The sequence below is a fragment of the Aurantiacibacter suaedae genome (assembly GCF_005434915.1).
GTDB classification, from domain to species: domain Bacteria; phylum Pseudomonadota; class Alphaproteobacteria; order Sphingomonadales; family Sphingomonadaceae; genus Alteraurantiacibacter; species Alteraurantiacibacter suaedae.
The window spans coordinates 42,634-64,024 of record NZ_SKCG01000003.1 but is presented as its reverse complement, the minus strand read 5'-3'; the positions used below and the strand labels follow the sequence as shown (position 1 = coordinate 64,024).

General features: G+C 64.9%; 16 protein-coding genes. 11 read left to right on the top strand and 5 right to left on the bottom strand.

The window, feature by feature from the left end:
• The first annotated feature begins 203 nt into the window (after nt 1-203).
• The 3 genes from E0473_RS11210 (at nt 204) to E0473_RS11200 (ending at nt 6,933) form a co-directional block, all read left to right on the top strand.
• Nucleotides 204-3,110: a TonB-dependent receptor plug domain-containing protein gene (locus tag E0473_RS11210; RefSeq protein WP_241657471.1), complete on the top strand. Its 2,907-nt coding sequence runs from the start codon at nt 204-206 to the stop codon at nt 3,108-3,110.
• A 117-nt stretch (nt 3,111-3,227) separates the two neighbouring features.
• A complete protein-coding gene (locus E0473_RS11205; protein ID WP_137680995.1) occupies nt 3,228-4,811 on the top strand; it encodes an amidohydrolase in 1,584 nt (527 codons plus the stop codon).
• A 100-nt stretch (nt 4,812-4,911) separates the two neighbouring features.
• Complete coding sequence (locus E0473_RS11200; protein WP_137680994.1) at nt 4,912-6,933, top strand: TonB-dependent receptor; 2,022 nt, start codon at nt 4,912-4,914, stop codon at nt 6,931-6,933.
• 63 nt (nt 6,934-6,996) lie between these two features.
• On the opposite strand, the gene E0473_RS11195 is transcribed toward E0473_RS11200, so the two are convergent.
• Nucleotides 6,997-7,710, bottom strand: coding sequence for a hypothetical protein (locus E0473_RS11195; protein ID WP_161981578.1), 714 nt, complete (start codon nt 7,708-7,710; stop codon nt 6,997-6,999).
• Nucleotides 7,711-7,732: 22 nt separating this feature from the next.
• Complete coding sequence (locus tag E0473_RS11190; RefSeq protein WP_137680992.1) at nt 7,733-8,125, bottom strand: DUF6152 family protein; 393 nt, start codon at nt 8,123-8,125, stop codon at nt 7,733-7,735.
• 79 nt (nt 8,126-8,204) lie between these two features.
• Here E0473_RS11190 and E0473_RS11185 point away from each other — a divergent pair, with 79 nt between their 5' ends.
• The 8 genes from E0473_RS11185 (at nt 8,205) to E0473_RS11150 (ending at nt 18,165) form a co-directional block, all read left to right on the top strand.
• Entirely contained in the window at nt 8,205-8,621 is a 417-nt protein-coding gene (locus E0473_RS11185) for a secondary thiamine-phosphate synthase enzyme YjbQ (protein ID WP_137680991.1), read from the top strand.
• Between the two features lie 71 nt (nt 8,622-8,692).
• A complete protein-coding gene (locus tag E0473_RS11180) occupies nt 8,693-9,496 on the top strand; it encodes a transglutaminase-like domain-containing protein (protein ID WP_137680990.1) in 804 nt (267 codons plus the stop codon).
• A gap of 80 nt (nt 9,497-9,576) precedes the next feature.
• Nucleotides 9,577-11,007, top strand: coding sequence for a glucose-6-phosphate dehydrogenase (gene zwf / locus E0473_RS11175; protein WP_137680989.1), 1,431 nt, complete (start codon nt 9,577-9,579; stop codon nt 11,005-11,007).
• A gap of 53 nt (nt 11,008-11,060) precedes the next feature.
• Entirely contained in the window at nt 11,061-12,860 is a 1,800-nt protein-coding gene (gene edd, locus E0473_RS11170; protein ID WP_137680988.1) for a phosphogluconate dehydratase, read from the top strand.
• Nucleotides 12,860-13,834: a glucokinase gene (locus tag E0473_RS11165; protein WP_137680987.1), complete on the top strand. Its 975-nt coding sequence runs from the start codon at nt 12,860-12,862 to the stop codon at nt 13,832-13,834. The genes edd and E0473_RS11165 overlap by 1 nt, the downstream gene beginning before the upstream one ends.
• On the top strand, nt 13,831-14,442 hold the full coding sequence (eda, locus tag E0473_RS11160; RefSeq protein WP_137680986.1) for a bifunctional 4-hydroxy-2-oxoglutarate aldolase/2-dehydro-3-deoxy-phosphogluconate aldolase: 612 nt from the start codon (nt 13,831-13,833) through the stop codon (nt 14,440-14,442). Before E0473_RS11165 ends, eda begins: the two co-directional genes overlap by 4 nt.
• Nucleotides 14,439-17,222 (top strand): phosphoenolpyruvate carboxylase, encoded by a 2,784-nt coding sequence (locus E0473_RS11155; protein ID WP_137680985.1) that lies wholly within the window; start codon nt 14,439-14,441, stop codon nt 17,220-17,222. Before eda ends, E0473_RS11155 begins: the two co-directional genes overlap by 4 nt.
• A 193-nt stretch (nt 17,223-17,415) precedes the next feature.
• On the top strand, nt 17,416-18,165 hold the full coding sequence (locus E0473_RS11150) for a L,D-transpeptidase family protein (RefSeq protein ID WP_241657470.1): 750 nt from the start codon (nt 17,416-17,418) through the stop codon (nt 18,163-18,165).
• A gap of 207 nt (nt 18,166-18,372) precedes the next feature.
• On the opposite strand, the gene tilS is transcribed toward E0473_RS11150, so the two are convergent.
• The 3 genes from tilS to E0473_RS11135 all read right to left on the bottom strand — a co-directional run bounded on the left by tilS (nt 18,373) and on the right by E0473_RS11135 (nt 21,295).
• Nucleotides 18,373-19,317: a tRNA lysidine(34) synthetase TilS gene (tilS, locus tag E0473_RS11145; RefSeq protein WP_137680983.1), complete on the bottom strand. Its 945-nt coding sequence runs from the start codon at nt 19,315-19,317 to the stop codon at nt 18,373-18,375.
• 4 nt (nt 19,318-19,321) lie between these two features.
• The gene (locus tag E0473_RS11140; RefSeq protein WP_241657469.1) at nt 19,322-20,311 is read right to left on the bottom strand and encodes a tetratricopeptide repeat protein; all 990 of its coding nucleotides are present in this window, start codon (nt 20,309-20,311) and stop codon (nt 19,322-19,324) included.
• 144 nt (nt 20,312-20,455) lie between these two features.
• Nucleotides 20,456-21,295 carry a helix-turn-helix domain-containing protein gene (locus E0473_RS11135; protein WP_137680982.1) on the bottom strand — a complete coding sequence of 280 codons (840 nt, stop codon included), beginning with the start codon at nt 21,293-21,295 and terminating at the stop codon, nt 20,456-20,458.
• Nucleotides 21,296-21,391 lie beyond the last annotated feature (96 nt).

Here is a 21,391-nt window from a genome sequence, read left to right as displayed (position 1 = left end):
CTTATTTTTATGACGGATATCCCCGAACAGCAATCGAAATGACGCAAACTTTGCGGCATCCGGTCGCCGGAATTGAATTATAAATTCTTCAGGGCGCACGGCTCGGCAAGTTTCGATCAGGGACGAAACACCGCAGCCGCAGAATGACCCGTATTTTCGTTTGGGGAGGATCGACACGCACCTAATCAATGGGGGTTCGATCCATGAGTAATCCGCTTTCCGCCACCACCCGCGCTGCACGCCTTGCCCGCGTCAGCCTGCTGGCCTCTGTCGCCAGCGTTGCCGGCCTGGCCTTGATGCCGAGCGCAGCCCTTGCCCAGGTGTCCGATGACGAAAGCCGCATCGTCGTCACCGGAAGCCGCGTCGTGCGCGACGGTTCGGATGCGCCGACCCCGCTCTCGGTTATTTCCGGCGAGGAAATCGACGCCGAAGCCCCCGCCAACATCGCTGACTTCGTAAACACGCTGCCCTCGGTCAGCGGTAGCCAGACCGCCGTTTCGAACTCGGGCAGCCTGTCCAACGGCAAGTCTGGCATCTCGGCGCTGAACCTGCGCTCGCTCGGCCAGTCGCGCACGCTGGTGCTGCTCGACGGTCAGCGCTCGGTCGGCTCTACCTCGGACGGCCTCGTCGACATCAACACCTTCCCGCAGGCGCTGATCGAGCGGGTCGAAGTGGTGACCGGCGGTGCCTCCTCGGTTTACGGTTCGGACGCTGTGGCGGGTGTGGTGAACTTCATCCTCGATAAGGACTTCACCGGCATCAAGGCCAGCTACGAATACGGTGTCACCACCTATTCCGACGTTCCCAACCATCTTGCCCAGCTCACCCTCGGCACCGAATTTGCAGGCGGGCGCGGCCACCTCATCGTCAGCGGCGAATATTTCAACCAGACGGGCAAGGATTTCATCGACCGCGACTGGAACCAGTCGCACTACTTCATGATCGAAAACCCCGACTATGTACCCGGCAACGGCCTGCCCTCGCGCATCGTGGCCCCGCGCATCGGATCGTCCAACCTTACGCCGGGCGGCCTTATCACCGGCTGCCGGGCTGGCGATGACGCTGCCTCCTGCCCGTTCGACGGCACCTATTTCGGAACGATCGACAACACGACCGGCCTCGCCTCGATCAACGACCTGAACTTCGGCGAGGTTTCGGGCCAGTGGATGGTCGGCGGTGACTACGACTATTCGAGCCAGGGCCACGTAGGTTCGAACTCGCTCGCCAACGACGAGGACCGGATCGGCCTGTTTGGCCGCCTGAGCTACGAAATCACGCCGAGCTTCGAGGTGTTCGCGCAGGCCAGCTACAACAAGTTCGAAGGGAGGAGCTTTTATCAGCAAACGCCCTCGGTGAACGTCGATATCGCGATCGACAACGCCTACCTCCCGCCCGAGCTGGTGGCCCAGATCGCCGATTACAACGCAACCGCCGCCGAACCCATCACCGCCATCCGCATGGGCACCTCCAATGCCGGGATTCCGGCCGCAGGGGGCGACAACACCCGGGAGGTCTCGCGGTACGTGGCCGGTGCCAGCGGGTTCTTCGGCCTCGCCGGCCTCGAACTCGACTGGGACACCTACTTCCAGCACGGCGAAGCCAAGACTGACGAGATGCTGATCAACACCTGGCAAAATTCGCGGCTCGACGCGATGCAGGATGCAGTTGTCTCGGGCGGCACCATCCAGTGCCGGGTCAACACCGACTCCGATCCGTCGAACGATCTGCCCGGCTGCGTGCCGATCAACCGTATCGGCGTGGGCGGGGTGACGCAGGAAGCGCTCGACTTCCTGTTCGAGGTCTATCCCTCGCGCCAGCAGGAGATCAAGCAGGACGTGGTGGCGCTGAACTTCTCAATCGGTGAGCTGTTCAACACCTGGGAAGGCCCGGTCAGCATCGCGTTCGGCGGCGAATATCGCGAGGACTCGGTCGATGGCTATATCGATCCCGTAAACCTCAACCGCTTCCTCTACGGCAACTACCGGGTCACCACCGGCAAGGTGAACGTCAAGGAAGGCTATGTCGAAGCGCTCGTTCCGCTGGGCTTCGGAGCCGAGTTCAATGGTGCGGTGCGCGTCACCGACTATTCGACCTCGGGCACGGTCACGACATGGAAGGCAGGCCTCTCGTGGCAGCCACTCGACGACCTGCGCTTCCGCGGCACGCTCTCGCGCGATATTCGTGCGCCCAACCTGCTCGAACTGTTCGACGCGGGCACCGCGCGCACCAATGCGGTCAACATTCCAATCGGTGGCGGCGCAGTCCGGCCCGAGGAGTTCGTCGAGCGCACTCTGGGCAACCCGGATCTAGAGCCGGAAAAGGCCGATACGCTGGGCCTCGGCGTGGTCTTCACGCCAATGTTCCTGCCCGGCTTCACCGCCTCGGTGGACTACTTCGATATCGACATCGAGGGGGCGGTATCGACCATCACTGCCCAGCAGACGGTCGACCTGTGCTTCGACGGCAGCGAACCGGAATTGTGCGACTACATCATCTATGCCGCCGGCTCCGACACCGATGTCGAGTTCATCAACCGCTACCCGATCAACTTCGCCAGCCAGAAGTCGCGCGGCTTCGATATCGAGGCAAGTTACCGCGCGCCGATCGGCAATGGCGCGCTGACCCTGCGCGGCCTCGCGACCTACACTATCGAGAACGTCTCGGACTCGGGCTTCGAGGTAGATGATATCGCTGGCGTCAACGCGGGCGGCGGCATCCCCACTCTCGTCTACCGCGTTTCGGCTGGCTATGCCTTCGATAGCGGGTTCTCGGCGGTATTGGTGGGTCGCGGTTTCGGCGATGGCGTCTACGACAACGACTGGATCGAATGCACCACCGGCTGCCCGACGAGCGACAACCTGAACCGCACGATCAATACCAATTCGATCAAGGGCACCTTCTACCTCGACAGCAACTTCAACTACGATTTCGAGGTCGGTGGGGTCGAGGCGACGGCGCTGTTTGCGGTGAAGAATGTGTTCGATCGCGCGCCGGTGCTGATCGGCAACGGGCCGTTCGGGAACAACACCGAGGCTTACCCGCAGACGAACCGCTCGCTTTACGACACGCTGGGCCGGACGTTCCGCCTCGGCCTGAGCATCAAGTACTAAGCAGCCACGGGGGCCGACGCGAAGGTGTCGGCCCCCGCTTCGTATTGAGCCATGCAAATGCCCGAAGTCACACGGGCAAACCCTTCCCCCCAACTCAAGCGCAAGGAACCACCCGAGATGATGTCTGTACGCTCAACCTTCCTCGCCGCAGCGGCCACGCTGTCGCTCGCACTCGCCAGCCCTGCGGCTGCAGAAATTCCCGCCAACCTGCGCGATGAAGCCGTCGCCGGCGTCGATTCCCGCGCCAAGCTGGTGCAGGAAATCGTCGACAGCATCTTTAGCTTTTCCGAACCCGGCTTTCAGGAATTCAAGACGCAGGAATACCTGACCGGTATCCTCGAAGAAAACGGCTTCACCATCGAACTGGGCTCGGCCGGCATCCCCAGCGCCTTCACCGCCACCTGGACCAACGGAACCGGCGGCCCGAAGATCGCCCTCGGCTCCGACGTTGATGGCCTGCTCGGCCTCAGCCAGGTGCCCGGCATCACCGAACTGCGCCCCCAGATCGAGGCCGCTCCGGGCCATGGCGAAGGCCATAACTCGGGCATGGCAGTGATGGTCGCCGCCGCGCTCTCGGTGAAGGACATCATGGAACGCGAGAACATTCCCGGCTCGCTGATGTTGTGGCCCGGCATCGCGGAAGAGCTGCTCGCGACCAAGGCGTTCTTCGTGCGCGAGGGCATGTTCGACGACGTTGACGCCACCATCTTCACCCACGTCGGCAACGGCTTCGGCACAAGCTATGGCGATGGCGGCGGCAACGGGATGGTCTCGGTCGAATACACGTTCCACGGATCGTCCTCGCACGGTGCGGGTGCGCCTTGGGCCGGGCGCAGCGCGCTTGACGGGGTTGAGCTGATGAACGTGGCGTGGAACATGCGGCGCGAGCATCTCTATCCCACCCAGCGCTCGCACTATGTGATCACCAACGGCGGCGGCCAGCCGAACATCGTGCCCGACGTCGCCTCGGTCTGGTACTATTTCCGCGAGCGCGAGTTCGACAGCATCCGCAACCTTTACGAGACCGGCAACCGCATCTCTGAAGCAGCCGCCATGGCTACCGACACCACGGTGACGCGCCGCCTGCTCGGCTATGCCGCCCCGCAGCACGGCAACAAGCCGATGGCCGAACTGGCGCAGCAATATATCGAATATGTCGGGATGCCCGACTGGACCGAAGACGATCAGGTCTTCACCCGCATGGTGCAGGAAGGGCTGGAGCGTCCGATCGAGCCACTCAAGACCGAGGTCGAGCCCCTGCGCGGCCCGCCCGAATTCTCGCTCGGCGGCGGCTCCGACGATATCGGCGACATCATGTGGGCGGTGCCGACCATCACCATTCGCTTCCCCTCGAACATCCCCAGCATGATCGGCCACCACCAAACCGCAGCCGTCGCCATGGCCACGCCAATCGCCCACAAGGGCGCCGTGGCAGGCGCCAAGGCGGTGGCGCTGACCACGCTCGACCTGATCATGAACCCGGATGAACTGGCCGAAGCCAAGCAGTATCAGGAAGAGGTTCAGTTCGCCGAAGGCAGCTACGATCCCGTGCTGACCGACGAGGACATGCCCGGCATTCACCTCAACAAGGAACTGATGGACCGCATCCGCCCCGAGCAGGAGCAGTTCTATTACGACCCCAGCAAGTACGACAGCTACCTCGACCAGCTTGGCGTTTCCTATCCGCCCACGGGCGGCTAAGCCTCCAGGCTTCCTCGCGGCGGGCGGCCTTTTGCTCCGAGCAGAAGGCCGCCCGTTGCCGCTTTCGCCGACCTCCAACGCGCAATTAGGACAACCAGGCGTGTCGATAATCCACCCGACCGCGCGCTCCGGCTGGCTGCTATGCACGGGCCTGCTGACGCTGGCGCTGCCTTCACCAGCCCTTGGGCAGGACCAGTTCGAAGACGAACTGCCCATAACCTCCCCGCCCACAGCCGATGAGGAGGAGACGACGCAAACGGTGGCCGAAAACGCCATCGCGCAAAGCAACGATGCCTTCGGCCGCCAAGTCGGCAGCGAGCGGACCGGGCTCTATTCCTCGCGCGAGGTCCGCGGGTTCAACCCGGTCGATGCGGGCAACGTGAGGCTTGAAGCGCTTTACTACGATCAAGTGACCGGCCTTTCGCCGCGCCTCAGCTCGTCGAGCACGATCAGGGTCGGCATCGCGACCCTTGGCTATGCCTTCCCTGCCCCCACCGGCCTGGTCGACTATGGCCTGCGCAAAGCCAGCTTTGGCCGCTCGCTGACGGTGGACGTGAGCCGACGCGAGCGCGGGCACGAAGGCTTGGGCTACGATCTCAGGCTGAGCGGGATCGCGCCCGGTCTGGGGCTGTTTTCGGGCGGCTACTATCGCGCCAGCCAGAGCGACGATTCGAGCCGCGCGCACCGGGCCAATGTGGGCTTCCTGCTCTCCTACGACCCGCGACCCGAAACCGAGGTGCTGGCCTTCGCCTCCGTCGGCGGGGTTCGCGACGATGAAGCAAAGCCTTCGATCTTCGTGGCAGGCGAGGCGCTGCCGCCCGAGATCGAGCGCTTTCGCTTCCTCGGGCAGGACTGGGCCGATAACGAAAGCAACACGCTCGATGGCGGCCTGATCGTGCGCGCGCCGCTCGGCCCCAACCTGCGCCTCGAAAGCGGAGCTTTCTTCTCGGGCAAGCGCGACCTGAGCCGCTTTTCCGATCTGATGACAGGCGTGACCGCCGATGGCACCATTGCCGAGCGCGCGATTGTCGCATCTCCCAGCAGCCTCGACCGATCCTTTTCGGGAGAGCTGCGGCTGGTGCAGCAGTTTTCGCTGCTCGGCCATACCCAGCAGCTTTCGGCCAGCCTACGCGGGCGCGACCGCTTGCGGACCTTCGGCGGATCGCAGCGGATATCGCTCGGCGCGGGCTCGCTATTCGTTCACGATCAGCGCCCGGAGCCGACATTCGCCTTTCGCGACACCAGCCGCGACAAGGTCCGCCAGCTGTTCGCCGGGCTCGCCTGGTCGGGCGCGCTGACGCGGTTCCTGCGCTTCGACCTAGGCGCGAGCGCAATCGACTATACCAAGACGGTAGATTACGCCGCCGCCGACACGCCCGATGTCGCCACCGGGGCCAGGCCGATTGCCTGGAACGGATCGCTGGCGCTCGCGCTCACCGGCCGGCTGACGCTGTTCGGTGCACTCGCCCGCGGGATGGAGGAGGCCGATGTCGCCCCCGACCGCGCCGTGAACCGGGCCGAGGCGCCCGCTGCCATCAACACCCGGCAGGAAGAGCTGGTGGTCCGCTACGATCCCGATGATGCGGTGACGCTGCTGCTGGGCGCGTTTCGGATCTCCAAGCCCTATTACAATCTGGACACCGCGCTGCGCTATCGCCTGCTTGGCACAGTGGTGAACGAGGGGCTGGAATTCTCCGCCATCGCCCGTCCTATAGCGGGCATGACCTTGCTTGGCGGAGCGGTTCTGTCAGACCCTTCGTTAAGCGGTGAAGCAGTGAATGAAGGGCTGATCGGCACCCGACCCGTCAGCCAGCCCAAGGTCCGGATGACGGGAAACTTCGACTGGCGCCTCGATCAGGGCACGTCGCCGTTCTCGTTCGATTTCACGCTCGACCACAAGGGCGCGCGGCCTGTTAACGCGCTCGGCACGCTGATGGTCGGCGCAGAAACCACGCTCGATCTGGGTATGCGCTACCGCTTCACGCTTGGCGATGCCGAGATGGTGCTGCGTGTTCGGGGCGAGAACGTGCTGAACGCCTATGGTTGGAACGTCAGCTCCAGCGGCGCGCTGAGCTATATCTCGGCGCGGACCGTACAGTTCCAGCTTTACGCCGAGTTTTAAGGCGCATTGCCAAACCATCCCCGTTTGTTGTGAGGATGACGCGAACGCAGATGCCCGCCCGAGCTATTCCTCCACCGCGCCATATTCCAACGCAAAGGTGGGATCGCATTCGTAAGGGTAGATGTGCTCACCCTCGCGCTTTTCCCATTCGATCCAGCGCGCGCCGTTGTTCTCGATCGAAGCCGCATCGGAGAACCACTGCGTCGCCATCAGCGTGGAGCCGTCCTCGCTAAGACGATAGCGTTCGATCATTGTAATGTCTTCGGAGTGATCGAGCCCGTTGTTGGTGATGGTGCTGGCAGAAATGTGATCGGTTTCGATCACCAGATCCCCGCCTTCCCAGTGCCCCACCGAAAAGCCCATTTTCGAATGTGGCTGACCTTCCGGGGCAGAGCGTCCGTCCATGAAGATCAGCCGGGTCTGATCGAAGTACTCGTATTTGAACACGATCAGGTCGGGGGTCTGATGCACCTCGAATGGGAACGGCCCCTGTATTGCATAAACGATGCTGGGCGGCAGACACACGCGGTCGAGCGTCATGTCGTCTTCGCTGCGCCAGGTTTCGGCATGGGCTTTGGCCTCGGGCGTCAGAATCAGGCCGCCGAATTCGCCGCGCGGAAACTCTGGCACGCCGGTATCCTCGATCATCACCGTGTTGGGCGGCAGGGCCTCGACCATGTCGGCCACCGGTTCGCCCGGTGTCCACGACAAGCCCCAGAAGCCCTCAAGATCAGGCACGTCCTGCGCCATGGCGGGGCCAGCCACGGCCAGGACCATCGGCGCGATTGCAAGCCAGTGCCTAGTCATCGTTCGTTCCAAACCGGCCGCCCACGAGGTTGCCCTCGGCATCGCGCACTTCGCCCATGCGGATGTAGCGGCTGCCGTCGCGCGCGCGCCAGCCCTTGATCGTGATCACCTGCCCCGGGCGCACGCTGCCCCGGTTCCACCCGCGCCGTTGCAGCACGGAGGGTGCATTGGTCTCCGCCCGCCAATGCTGAACCTTGCCATCCGGGCCGCGCACATCGAAGGCGAGCGTGCCATGCGGATTGGTGAAGCGGAACATGGTGACGGTGCCGCGCAGGGTCACTTCCTGCTTGTCGTCAAAGAAAACAGCGAAGGAATGGTGCGCGCTTGCCAGGCCTCCGGTCAGCGCCGCAGCCAGCGCGAGGGGCGCAAGGATAAGTCTGCTCATGAAAGTACCTCTCTCGTGTAACGATTGTTGAGCATTTTTGACTCTGTCACGCAAGAGATTCGCGCGCTAAATCCGCAGTATGCGACAACATCAGATCCGCTTCACCATCCCAACACAGGGCAAAGGCCTTATCGAGATCACCCGTGAGGTGGCCGCATGGCTTGATGATACCGGGATCGAAACCGGCCTCGTCACGATCTTCTGCCGCCACACCTCGGCCAGCCTGCTGATCAACGAGAACGCCGCCAGCGCCGTGCCGCGCGACACCCTGCGCTGGCTTGACCAGATGGCGCCCGAAGGCCCGCATTACGAGCATGATGACGAAGGGCCAGACGACATGCCCGCACACCTGCGCTCGGTACTGACCGGGGCCTCGCTTTCAGTGCCGGTTGGCGATGGGCGGATGCTGCTGGGGACATGGCAGGGAATTTTCCTTGCCGAACACCGGGCCCGGCCTCACAGGCGCGAAATCGTGGCCCATGTCATCGGCGAGTAGGAACTTCGCGCGAGACTAGCCGTAAGCCCTTAGAGTGCCCATCCCTCCCTCTCGCGAAAGTCTCCCATCCGATGCCGCTGTCGATTTCCGCCCATTTCGGCTTCACCCTCTGGCAGCCGACAGACGTGCTGCTCCAGTTCGAGGCTGCCCCGCTGCTCGAGCAGAAGCTGCTGAGCGCTGACACCTGGATTCCCAAGGCGATGCACACCGCGCGCGTGCCCGCGCAGGACAATATCGGCGACCGTTTCTGGATTCACGCCGACGGTGAATGCCGGGTCGACTACACCGCCACGGTCGAGGTTATGCGCCAGATTGCGGAACTGGAATTGATGGGCCGGGTTCCCCCGCGCCTGCTGCCGGGCGAAGCGGTGAAATACCTCTTCGATTCGCGTTATTGCCAGGCCTCCAGCCTGTTTGACCTTGTCGGCAGCGAGTTCGCCGGGCTCGAGGGCGGCGCCAAGGTGGCCGCGATGCGCGATTGGGTGGCGCAGAATATCACCTATACCCCAGGCTCTTCGAACGCCGCGACCACCGCGCTCGACACCATCGACGCCAAGGCCGGCATCTGCCGTGACTTCGCTCATGTGCTGGTCGCGCTGGCACGGGCGGCGGCCATCCCAGCGCGCTACGTCAGCTGTTTTGCCCCCGGTGTCACCCCGCAGGATTTTCATGCGATTGCCGAGGTCTTCCTTGCCGACCCAGAGACCCCGCAAGGCGGCACCTGGCAGATGGTCGATGCCACCGGCATGGCCGAACCGGCGCTGACCGCCAAAATCGGCGTCGGCCGCGATGCTGCCGACGTCAGCTTCATGACCGTGTTCGGCGCCGCGCAGTTCAATTTCAGCGAGGTGGCGGTGAAAGAAATCTCCGGCTAGACCTTGCTTGCGATGGTGCGATGCAGCACTAGTGCATAGACCAGCTCCATGATGCTGGGAACGTTCTCAGCAGGGGATTTATGACCGTTAGGGCCGACACGCTTGTTCTTTTTGGTGCCACTGGCGACCTTTCCCAGCGTATGCTGCTGCCAAGTCTGGCGGCGCTTCATGCCGACGGCCTGCTGCCCGACGATCTGAATATTGTCGGCACGGCCCGCTCGGACATGAGCGATACCGAATTTCGCAACCTCGCCCGCGCCGCGCTGGAGAAACACCTCCCGGCCGACCGACGCGGCCCGCTGGCCGATTTCCTCAACTGCCTGCACTATCAGACACTCGACGTCACAACGCCCGAGAACTACGCCGATCTGGCGGAGAAAGTCGGCAAAGACCGGCAGGTGGCAATCTTTCTGTCGACCGCGCCGAGCCTGTTCAAGCCCACCATCGAGGGGCTGGCGGCGCACGGTCTCGCGGGCGAGAATACCCGCATCTGCCTCGAAAAGCCGCTCGGCACCGATCTTGCCTCTTCGCGCGAGATCAACGACGCGGTCGCCTCGGCCTTCAGCGAAGACCGGATTTTCCGCATCGATCACTATCTCGGCAAGGAGACGGTGCAGAACCTGATCGCGCTGCGCTTTGCCAATATGCTGTTCGAGCCGCTGTGGAACGCGCGGCTGATCGAGCATGTGCAGATCACCGTCGCCGAAACGGTGGGCCTCGAAAGCCGGGTCGATTTCTATGACGACGCGGGCGCGCTGCGCGACATGGTGCAGAACCACATGCTGCAGCTGCTCGCGCTGTTCGCGATGGAGCCGCCGACCCACTTCGACGCCAGCGCCGTGCGCGACGAGAAGGTGAAGGTGCTGCGCGCGCTGCGCAAGATCAGCCCGGGTGAAAGCGTGACCGGGCAGTATCGCGGCGGTGCCAGCGTGGGCGAGATCGTGCCCGGCTACGACGAGGAACTGGGCCGCGACAGCGACACCGAAACCTTCGTCGCGCTGAAGGCCCATATCGACAACTGGCGCTGGCACGGCACCCCGTTCTACCTACGCACCGGCAAGCGTATGCAGCGCCGCGTGACCGAGATCGTGGTGCAGTTCCGCGAGATCCCGCATTCGATCTTTCCCGGCGCGAAGGTGAAGCCCAACCACATGGTGATCGGCATCCAGCCGGAAGAAAACATCACGCTTTCGGTCATGGCCAAGGTACCCGGCATCGAGCAGGAGGGCATTGCCCTGCGCGAAGTGCCGCTCAACATCGCCATGCCCGATGCGTTCTCGGGCAAGGAAAAGCGCATCGCTTACGAGCGGTTGCTGCTCGATCTGGTGAAGGGCGACCAGACGCTGTTCGTGCGCCGCGACGAGGTCGAAGCGCAGTGGAGCTGGATCGATTCCATCCGCGCGACCTGGGGCGAAGAAGACCTCAAGCCCAAGACCTATGCTGCGGGCAGCTGGGGGCCTAGCGCCGCCATCGCCCTGATCGAACGCGACGGGGCGAGCTGGCATGAATAGGTGCAACGCCCCTCGCCCTCCCCTCTGTGCCATTGTGCCCTTGTGAGCGTTTAATGACCCATCCCACCATCACCGCCGTAACCCAGCGCATTATCGAGCGCTCCAAACCCACCCGCGAGGCCTATCTCGCACTGATCGAGCGAGAAGGCGGCAACGCGCAGGACCGCACCATGGTCTCCTGCTCCAACCTCGCCCACGCCTTCGCCGGGGCCGAGCAGGATCAGGAAGCGCTGAAGACCAACGCCGGGCCGAACATCGCCGTGGTCAGCGCCTATAACGACATGCTTAGCGCCCACGCGCCCTATTATCGCTATCCCGAGCGGCTGAAGGTCTATGCCCGCGAGGCTGGCGCCACAGCGCAGGTCGCGGGCGGCACCCCGGCCATGTGCGACGGCGTGACGCAGGGCGAAGCAGGCATGGAACTGTCGCTGTTCAGCCGCGACGCTATCGCGCAAGCGACCGGCATCGCGCTCAGCCATGCCATGTACGACGGGATGTTGCTGCTCGGCATTTGCGACAAGATCGTGCCCGGCCTGTTGATGGGCGCGCTGCGCTTCGGCCATCTGCCCGCGCTGTTCGTCCCTTCCGGCCCTATGCCCAGCGGTGTCTCCAACAAGGAGAAGCAGCGCGTGCGCCAACTCTATGCCGAGGGCAAGGCCAGCCGCGCCGAGCTGCTCGACAGCGAACTGGGCTCCTATCACAGCCCCGGCACCTGCACCTTTTACGGCACCGCCAACTCCAACCAGATGATGATGGAGATGATGGGTCTGCATGTGCCCGGCGCAGCCTTCGTGCGCCCCGGCAGCAAGCTGCGCCAGCAGCTTGACCGAGCTGCTGTCCACCGGGTGACCGAGCTGGCCAAGGCCAAGTCCCGTCCGCTTGGGGTTTGCGTCGACGAGAAGGCAATCGTGAACGCAGTGGTCGGCCTGCTCGCCACTGGCGGCTCAACCAACCATGCGATCCACATACCCGCCTTCGCGCGAGCGGCAGGCGTAATCATCGACTGGAGCGACCTAGCTGAGCTTTCAAGCGTCGTGCCGCTGGTGGCGCGGGTCTATCCCAACGGCTCGGGCGACGTGAACCACTTCCACGAGGCAGGCGGCATGGGCTACGTCACCCGCGAGTTGCTCAGCGCCGGGCTTGCCCACGCCGACGTGCTCGCCTCGGGTGCCGATGACATGGCCACCTTTGGCGAAGAGCCGTGGCTCGACGACGAGACGCTGGCATGGCGCGATCCCGGCCCCTCGGGCGACACCGAGATGCTGCGCCCGGCCGCCGAGCCTTTCGCCCCCGATGGCGGGATGCGGCTGGTGGCGGGCAATCTGGGCCGCGCCTGTTTCAAGTCGAGCGCGGTCGATCCCTCGCGCTATACCATCGAGGCCCCGTGCCGGGTGTTCCAGACGCAAGGTGCTGTGGCCGAGGCCTTCAAGGCGGGCGAGCTTGACCGCGACGTGGTGGTTGTGGTCCGCTTCCAGGGCCCGCGCGCCAACGGGATGCCAGAGCTGCACAAGCTGACCCCTCCCTTGGGCGTGTTGCAGGATCGCGGCTACAAGGTGGCGCTGGTGACCGACGGGCGCATGTCCGGCGCATCGGGCAAAGTGCCAAGCGCGATCCATTGCTCACCCGAAGCGCTGGGCGGCGGGCCGCTCAGCCTGCTGCGCGATGGCGACGTGGTGAAAGTCTGCGCGGTGACGGGTGAGCTCTCGACCACTGCCGATCTTTCCACCCGCACCCCTGCGCCTGATCCGGAACCGGAAGACGGCACTGGGCGCGAGCTGTTCGCGATGTATCGCTTGTTGGCCGACGAGGCCGAAAAGGGAGCGTCGCCGATGCTGGCAGCGGCAGGCCTGTAATGGATCTCGTTGCGGTCGACATCGGCGGAACCCACGCCCGCTTCGCGCTCGCCAGCGGCTCGGGCAGCAGCATCGCTCTCGAAGAGCCGGTGACGCTTCACACCGAGGATCACGCCAGCTTCCAGACCGCCTGGGAAGATTTTCGTGATCGGATGGGCGGCACCTTGCCGCGCAACGTCGCCATCGCCATTGCCGGGCCGGTGCAAGGCGAGGTGATCCGCTTCACCAACAACCCATGGATCATCCGCCCCGCGCTGGTGCGCGAGAAGCTCGACGTCGATAACTACGTGCTGGTAAACGATTTCGAGGCTGTGGCCCATGCGGTGGCCCACGCGCCCGAGGATGAGTTCCTCCACCTCGCCGGCCCCGAAGGCCCCCTGCCTGCCAGCGGCACGCTCAGCGTGCTCGGGCCGGGCACCGGCCTTGGCGTCGCGCATCTTTATCGCGACGGCGCGGGCCAAACCCATGTGCAGGCGACCGAAGGCGGCCACGCCGACTTCGCCCCGCTCGACGCCATCGAGGACGCGCTGCTGGCGCGCCTGCGCAAGCGCCACCGCCGCGTTTCGGTCGAGCGGGTGGTGTCCGGCCCCGGCATTGTCGACATCTACGCAACGCTCGCCGCGATGGAGGGCCGCGCGCTTTCCGAGCAGGACGATATCACGATCTGGACCGCTGGCATGGAGCGGACGGACAGCCTCGCCGAAGCCGCCATCGACCGGTTCTGCCTCTCGCTCGGCGCAGTGGCGGGCGATACGGCGCTGGTTCAGGGCGCGAGCGGCGTCGTGATCGCGGGCGGCCTCGGCTATCGTCTGCGCGACCATCTGCCGCGCTCGGGCTTTTCCGAGCGGTTCCGCGCCAAGGGCCGCTTTGAAAGCCTGATGGCGAGCCTGCCCGTCAAACTCATCACCCATCCCCAACCCGGCCTGTTCGGCGCTGCCGCCGCCTTCCTTCAGCGCCACGGAGACCTCTCATGAGCAAAATCGAAACAATCATGCGCATGGCGCCCGTCATCCCGGTGCTGGTGATCGACGATATCCACCAGGCGCGCCCCATTGCCGAAGCGCTGGTCGCTGGCGGCCTCAAGGTGCTCGAAGTGACGCTACGCACCCCCGATGCGCTGGAAGCGATCAAGCGCATGAACCTCGTGCCCGACGCCATCGTCGGCGCCGGAACGGTGACCAACAGCGAGCAGCTTGATGCCGCGCTCGCGGCAGGCGCCGAATTCATCGTTTCGCCGGGCCTCACCGAGCCTTTGGGGCAGGCGGTGAAGCGCAACGGCGTGCCCTATCTGCCCGGCATTGCCACGCCGGGCGAGCTGATGAAGGGGCTGGACCTTGGCTTCACCCACTTCAAATTCTTCCCTGCCGAGGCCAATGGCGGCATCCCGGCGCTGAAGGCGCTCACCGCCGTGTTCGGTCAGTGCAAGTTCTGCCCCACCGGCGGCGTCTCGGCCAAGACCGCGCCCGACTGGCTCGCCATCGAGCAGGTGCTGTGCGTGGGCGGCAGCTGGGTCGCGCCCAAGGGTGCCAGCCCTGCCGAGATCGAAGCGCTTGCCAAACAGGCGACGGATCTGGCCGGATGAACGAGCCGCTCACCTCGGTCGCCGCCCTCACTGCGCGACTGCAAGACCTGCACCAGCACACCGTCGAAACCCCGCTGTTCAACCCGGTGTTCCAGCTCTCGCTCGACCTGTCGCGGCAGCTTGAGGCGGGCGAACTCACCCTCGCACAGTGCGAGGCGATGATTGCTGAACTGGAAGTCTCGGCATTGCAAAATCGTTGCCAGCGGATGACGAGCTTCGTCGCTCCGGTGGCGCAGGATGAAAACACCGCCGCGCTTAAGGCCAGCTTCGACAGCGCCACCTTCGCCGCCTTCAAGCAGCGCTGGGAACGCCCGCAGCTCCACGCGGTGTTTACCGCGCACCCGACCTTCCTGCTGCCCCCGAAACAAAGCGAATCGCTGGCCAATTGCGCCTCTGGCGAGGGCACAATCGATTCAACCTGCGTCGGCGAGGAACGTCCGCAGGTCACGCTGCCTTATGAACACGGCCGCGCCATGTTCGCCATCGCGAACGCTCAGGATGCGCGCGACAAGGTGGTCACGACGTTGCTGGGCCATGCCGCCGAGCAATGGCCGGGCGACTGGCACGATCTCGCCCCGCTGCCGTTCCGTTTCGCCACTTGGGTCGGCTATGACATGGACGGGCGGACCGACATCACCTGGTCGAACTCGATCGGCTTCCGCCTTGCCGAAAAGGCCGAGCGGCTGGCGCGCTATGTCGCGCAGCTTGAACAGATCGACGCCAGGCACGCGCTGCTTTCCGAACTGGTCCCCGCACGCGACTATGCTGCTGAGCGGGCGAAAGACTTTGCCGCCGATCTGTCCGATCCCGCCGCGCTATCCGTAGCCGCGAACCGGCTAACCGCCAGCGATCCGCGCAAGCTGCTTTCCCTCAAGGGCATGATCGGCCAGCTCGAGGCCGAAGCGCGCGAGGCCGACCAAGGCCGCGCTATTGCCTTGAAAACGCTTGCCGCCGCCATGCGCGCCGACGGGTTAGGCATGGGCTGGATCCACTTCCGCGTTAACGCCAAGCAGCTGCACAATGCGATTCGCCGTCGGATCGACCCGGATGGCAAGATCGACCTTTCCAGCAAGGGCGCGGTGGTCCACCTGCGCAAGGCGATTGCCGAGGCCAAGCCGCTGCGCTCCAACTTCGGGGCGCTCGCGATAGAGGCCAGCACCGCCACCCGCCAGTTCCTTGCCATGGCGCAGATCCTCGCCCATATCGATGCCGACGCGCCGATCCGGATGCTGATTGCCGAGTGCGAAGAGCCTGCAACGGTGCTCGCCGCTGTTTACTATGCCAAGCTGTTCGGGATCGAGGACAAGGTCGATTGCTCGCCCCTGTTCGAAACCGAAACCGCGCTCGAACACGGCGGCCGCTTCCTCGATGAACTGCTCGCCGAGCCTGAATATCAGGCCTATGTCCGCAAGCGCGGGCGCATTGCCATACAGGCAGGCTTTTCCGATGCCGGGCGCTTCGTCGGCCAGCTTCCCGCCAGCCTCGCCATCGAGCGCCTTCAGGGCCGCCTCGCCAAGGCGATGGACGCCAACGGCCTCACCGACATCAGCGCGCTGATCTTCAACACCCACGGCGAAAGCATGGGCCGCGGCGCGCATCCCACCAAGATGGCCGACCGGCTCGACTGGGCGCTCTCGCCCTGGGCCAAGCGCCGCTTCGTACGTGCCGGAATCGCGCTTGAGCCCGAGGTCAGCTTTCAGGGCGGCGACGGCTACCTGTGGTTCGACACGCCAGAGCTGGCGCTCGCCATGCTCACCCGCATCGCCGTGCTGCGCCCGAACGACACCGATCCGGACGCGCCGACCGACGAGTTCTATCGCCGGACCGACCTTTCGCTCGACTTCTACCGCGCGATCAAGGAGCACCAGCGCGAGCATCTCGAAAGCCGGACCTACAGCCGTGCGATCACCGCTTTCGGGCTGGGCCTTCTGAATTCCACCGGCAGCCGCGTTAGCCGCCGCCAGAGCGACCTCAACGCCGACCGCGACATGAGCCTGCGGCAGATCCGCGCGATCCCGCACAATTCGATCCTCCAGCAGCTTGGCTATCCGGTCAACGTGATCGCGGGCGTGGGCGAAGCGGCTGAGGGCAATTACGAGGAAATCGCCGCTCTGCTGTGCGAAAGCCCCCGCGGGCGCGAGCTGATCCGACTGGTGCGAGCGGCCAATGGCCTTGCCAGCGTGAAGACGGTCGCCGCTTTTGGCGAGCTGTTCAATTCGGCCTATTGGGCCAGCCGCCCCTATCGCGGCACCGAAACCCACCTCACCGACGCCTGCGAAGCGCTGAGCGAATATCTGGTGAAGGATGACCGCGCGGGCGTGTTCCGGCGGCTCGCCAGCCGCTTGCGCGTCGATGCGATGAAGCTGCACCGGCTGCTGGCGCTGGTCCCCGAGGAAGACGCCGACACGGCGCGCGAGGAGAAACGCCGGATGATCGGCGCGGCGCAGGCGCTGCGGCTGGCGCTGCTGCAACACATGTTCCTGCGCGCGGTCAGCGTGCCGGTGTTCAGCCGCGCCAACGATGTGAGCCGTGACGACGTGCTGGAGATGGTCTTCACCCTGCGCGTGGACGAGGCGCTGGCGCAGCTGCGCCGGGCCTATCCGGTGAGCTTCCCGCAGATCGATCAGTTCGACCTTACCGAGCCCACCGACTGGCCCGAGAACGCCGACCATGGCTACGAAGCGATACACCGAAACTTCATCGAGCCGATCGACGAGGCCTATGCGCTGTCGCTGCGGATTTCCACGGTGATTGCCAATGTGTTCGGCGCGCATGGGTAGCGCCCTCTCACCAAAACCCCGTTCGTCCTGAGGAGCGAAGACGCAGTCTGAGCGTCTCGAAGGATCGGGCCTTACGCCTGATGCTTCGAGACGGGTTCAGGCTTTGCCTTCACCCTCCTCAGCACGAACGGATCGTGTGCGGCACTGGAAATGTTTACCTCCCTGCCCCATTATCGCGCCGATGGACCCGAGCGTGAAATGGATCGGCGGCGTGAGCCTCTTGGTGGTGGCAGTGATTGCCCTGCTGCTGGTGGCTGGCCGCTCGCTTGAGCCCAAAGAGGTGATGGACGGCTGGCTAACGCGCGAAGACGTGCTGGCCGATAGCGCCGAGGCAAGCCCCGCTCCTGCTGCCACGCCCGGTAGCGGCGTGGCCGACCCAACCGCCGACTATGACGGGTTCGACCCGGTCGATCCGCAAGCCAAGGCCGAGGCGGAGCGTGCGCTGGCCGCCGCGCCCGATTACGATCCGAACGATCCCCTTGTTATCAAGCGCGTGCTGCCGATTGATGGCCCCATCCGTTACGGCGAATGGCATTGGGACGACGCGGGCGTGCCCGATGGCCCGCTGCGCGTCACGGTCGATCTTGAGGCGCGGGTGATCAGCGTGTTTCGCGCAGGCTACGAAATCGGTGCGGCTGCGGCGATGCTCGGCACGCCTGAACACCCCACGCCCACCGGTGTGTTCCCGATCCTGACGAAGGAGCGGCACAACGTCTCGGAGAAATACGGCAATGCGCCGATGCCCTGGACGCTGCGGCTGACCTGGGACGGGATCGCCATCCACGGCGGCAGCGAGGTCGAGCGCGGCTATGCCAGCCACGGCTGTATCGGCGTGCCCGACGCGTTCGTGTCGAAGCTCTACGATATTGCGAAGGTGGGCGATGTGGTGATCATCACCGATGGCGTTCGCACCGGGCTGGGCGGGTCGCTGAAGACGGGGTGAGTATTCTCACCAGCACCCGCTCGTCCTGAGCTTGTCGAAGGATTGTTCTTGCTTTCGCTCCATGCGCATAGATCAAAGGTGAGGGCGACCCTTCGACACCTGGGGAGGGGCTGGGGGTGGGGGCTCGAGCCTAGCTGACGGGGCCCCCCCATCCCAACCCTTCCCCAAGGGGAAGGGCTTTACGGGATAATGCTACGTCAACCTGCTCTAAGCTCGCCGCGACGGCTCGCGCCGCAGCACCCATTCGCCGCGCTTCACCCGCGCTAGCACGCCCGCGACATTGCCCCCCTCGCCCGCCTCCAGCTTCATCAGCAGGCGCGCCACATCGCCCCCGCGCGGTCTGCCGCCGAGCTTTTCGAGCACCCGCGCCAGCAGCCGCCGGTTCATCTCGCGCGCGGGCACTGGAGTGATGACGTAGCCCTCGCCCTCGGGGCGCACCGCCTGCCGCCAGAGCAGATCGGCATAGTCCTCCACCGCCTCATAGGCCTCGGCAAGAATGCTCGCGGAACGGGAAATCGCCAGCGGATCGAGCCACTCGCACCCGGCAAGGTGCTGGCGCATGGCCACCCGGTCATAACGCGGATCATGGTTCGAGGGATCGTGCGCGACCGCCTCGCCCGCCACCACCTGCGCCAGTTCGGCGCGGCGGAAATGCAGCAAGGGGCGGATGATGCGGCAGTCGAAGTATGGCGGAAAGTTGACTTCCCGCACTCCGGCCAGGCCAGCCACTCCGCTCCCACGGTTCAGCCGCATGAGAAAGGTTTCGGCCTGATCGTCGGCATGGTGCGCGGTGGCCAAGGCTGCCAGCCCAGAGCCATCGGCCCAGCCGCACAAGGCGCCATAACGCACCTCGCGCGCCGTAGCCTGCACGTTGCCCTCACCCACCGAAACCTTGAGTATATCGCAACGGATGCCGCGCTTGTCGCAGGCAGCAGCGACCAGCGCACATTCGTCCGCCGCCTCAGGGCGCAGTCCGTGGTTGACTGTCGCGACTTCGAACCGGCCCGGAATTGCGGCGTGGGCCAGCAACAGCATGGCCATGGAATCGGGCCCGCCAGATACGGCGAGCCCGATTGTGCGCTGTTCGGGATTGAGCCGCGCCAGCGCCTCGCGAAACCGCGCGACCAGTTCAGGCGGCACGGTTTCGCTCATCGGCTCAGTTGCAGGAGACGCGGCCTTTCAGCGCGTCGTACATCGACTGCAAACGGCCCGTCGCCAGCGCCGGATAGGTATCGCCAAACTCGGAAAGAGCGATGCAGGCGCGGCGCGTGTCTTCGAGCTGGATCATGCTCTCGGCCAGATAGAGCAAGCTGTCACCAGCGCGCGCGCCTTGCTTGTCGGACTGGTAGTTGTCGAAGAACTGCGTCGCCGCGCTGCGCGGATCGCCCGCATCGAGATAGGCCCGGCCGAGCAGGTTGCGGCCATAGGAGATCATCCGGTGGTTGGGATAACGCTCGATATAAAGGGCAAGCTGCTGCTGCGCTTCTGGGAAGAACTTAGCGTCCCATAGGCGGAAGCCGTAGGTATATTCGTCTTCGCCCATATCGCCGGTGGCGGGCTTGGAGATGGATTGCACGCCTGCCAGCCGCTCCGCGCTGGGGCCGGCCTGGGCCGAGCCGGGCACCGCGATCACGCCGCTGGGCTGATTGGGATTAGCCGAAGGAGCGGGCGCAGGTGTGGGCGTCGGGGTCGTTGCCGCTCTTGTCTCGGGCGTCGTTGCCGGCATCGGCGTGGGCGTTTGCAGCTGGGCCGGGCTGGGCGTGCTGGCCACGGCGCCGCGCGCTTCCATTGCCGCCACCTTCTGTTCGAGCGCGGAAAGCGCGTTCTGGTTCACCTCGGTCGCCGCGGTGAGTCGGGTCAACTGGCTCTCGATCGCCGAGATGCGCGAGAGCACATCGGTCAGCGCGCTGCTCGAAACGCCGGGCGTGGGCGTATTCGCATTGCTCGCCTGCGGCGTGATCTCGGGCTCGAAAAACCGTTCGTCCCCGCCGGGGAACACGGTGCGTTGAAGCGCGCGCAGCTGAGCCTCGATCCGTTCGAGCCGCGCGTCAGCCTGCGCCGCTGCCGGCGTGCTCACAACCATGGCCAGCGCCACCGCGCTGCTCATCATCAGGCCGCGGCGTGCCCGTGCAATCTGCTGGATCATCGTGCTTGCTTATCCTCCTGCCTCGATGTCGACCCCGCTGGACTGATGCCAGCATTTACCAAGATAGGCGATTAACCGAAGCGGGAAATAGACGAGGAGTGCCAATCCCCCGCCAATCGCCACTGCGTCCGGCGCCGACCACCCTTAGCGCGGCGCGGCTGAGCTGCCCGGCTCTGGCTGCGCTTGCTCCCCGCGCGCGAGCAGCGCCGCGGCGCTGAACGGCTCGTCGATGAAGGTGCGCATGTCCTCAGCCAGCTTCGGCACCGGCTTGCCGCCGATCGTGATCGTCAGCAAATCGGGCCGCGCCGTGGAAATCTGCGGGTTCTCGGCATCGGCGGGCACGGTGTAGCTATCGCCCTCGGCCAGAATCTCTTCCTTCAGCACGCGCCCTTCGCCATCGGCAATGCGCACCCAGGCTTCGCCCTCGGCGGTGATGGCAACGTCGCCGGTTGCCTGCGGCGTTTCCGCCGCGACCTGCTCGCTTGCCACTGCTGCCGCCCGCTGCGCTGCTTCTTCGGCCTGTTCCTGCTCCACCAGCGAGGGCAGATCGGCGGCAGGAGCGAACAGCTCGCGCGCGAAGGCGAACAGCCCCGCCAGCAGCAAGGCCACGGCAAAGATCGAGAACCACAACAGCTTGCGCCCGGGCGCGCGCGCCGGATCGCCCGGTTCGAAAGTGGCGTCGTAATTCGTGTGGTCGGAGTGTTCCTCGCCCATTTCGGCGCGGACCTGATCGGCCACGTCCTCGGGATCGAGGCCCACTTCCTTGGCATAGGTCTTGGCGAAGCCGATGGCGTAGATGCGCCCCGGCAGCAGATCGAACTCGCCGTTATCGAGATGCTCGATATGGCGTGTCGCAATGCGCGTGGTCGCCGCCATATCGTCCAGCGACTTGCCCTGCGCCTTTCGCGCGGCGCGCAATTGTGCGCCGATGCCAGCGGGCGGCGTCTCCTTGACGGCCTCGGAAGTCTCTTCGTCTTCTGTCATTACCCTACCTGCGACCCTTCGGCATCACACCCTGGCGGCCCGGACCAACATATGTCCCAAAAGAAAGACAAGCGTGCGGCAAGTCAAGGGAGGCAC

Bases quoted from the DNA above. Each gene is read 5' to 3' on its own strand.
- E0473_RS11210 (WP_241657471.1), top strand. From the start codon at position 204: ATGAGTAATCCGCTTTCCGCCACCACCCGCGCTGCACGCCTTGCCCGC.
- E0473_RS11205 (WP_137680995.1), top strand. From the start codon at position 3,228: ATGATGTCTGTACGCTCAACCTTCCTCGCCGCAGCGGCCACGCTGTCG.
- E0473_RS11195 (WP_161981578.1), bottom strand. From the start codon at position 7,710: ATGGTCCTGGCCGTGGCTGGCCCCGCCATGGCGCAGGACGTGCCTGAT.
- E0473_RS11190 (WP_137680992.1), bottom strand. From the start codon at position 8,125: ATGAGCAGACTTATCCTTGCGCCCCTCGCGCTGGCTGCGGCGCTGACC.
- E0473_RS11185 (WP_137680991.1), top strand. From the start codon at position 8,205: ATGCGACAACATCAGATCCGCTTCACCATCCCAACACAGGGCAAAGGC.
- E0473_RS11180 (WP_137680990.1), top strand. From the start codon at position 8,693: ATGCCGCTGTCGATTTCCGCCCATTTCGGCTTCACCCTCTGGCAGCCG.
- zwf (WP_137680989.1), top strand. From the start codon at position 9,577: ATGACCGTTAGGGCCGACACGCTTGTTCTTTTTGGTGCCACTGGCGAC.
- edd (WP_137680988.1), top strand. From the start codon at position 11,061: ATGACCCATCCCACCATCACCGCCGTAACCCAGCGCATTATCGAGCGC.
- E0473_RS11165 (WP_137680987.1), top strand. From the start codon at position 12,860: ATGGATCTCGTTGCGGTCGACATCGGCGGAACCCACGCCCGCTTCGCG.
- eda (WP_137680986.1), top strand. From the start codon at position 13,831: ATGAGCAAAATCGAAACAATCATGCGCATGGCGCCCGTCATCCCGGTG.
- E0473_RS11155 (WP_137680985.1), top strand. From the start codon at position 14,439: ATGAACGAGCCGCTCACCTCGGTCGCCGCCCTCACTGCGCGACTGCAA.
- tilS (WP_137680983.1), bottom strand. From the start codon at position 19,317: ATGAGCGAAACCGTGCCGCCTGAACTGGTCGCGCGGTTTCGCGAGGCG.
- E0473_RS11140 (WP_241657469.1), bottom strand. From the start codon at position 20,311: ATGATCCAGCAGATTGCACGGGCACGCCGCGGCCTGATGATGAGCAGC.
- E0473_RS11135 (WP_137680982.1), bottom strand. From the start codon at position 21,295: ATGACAGAAGACGAAGAGACTTCCGAGGCCGTCAAGGAGACGCCGCCC.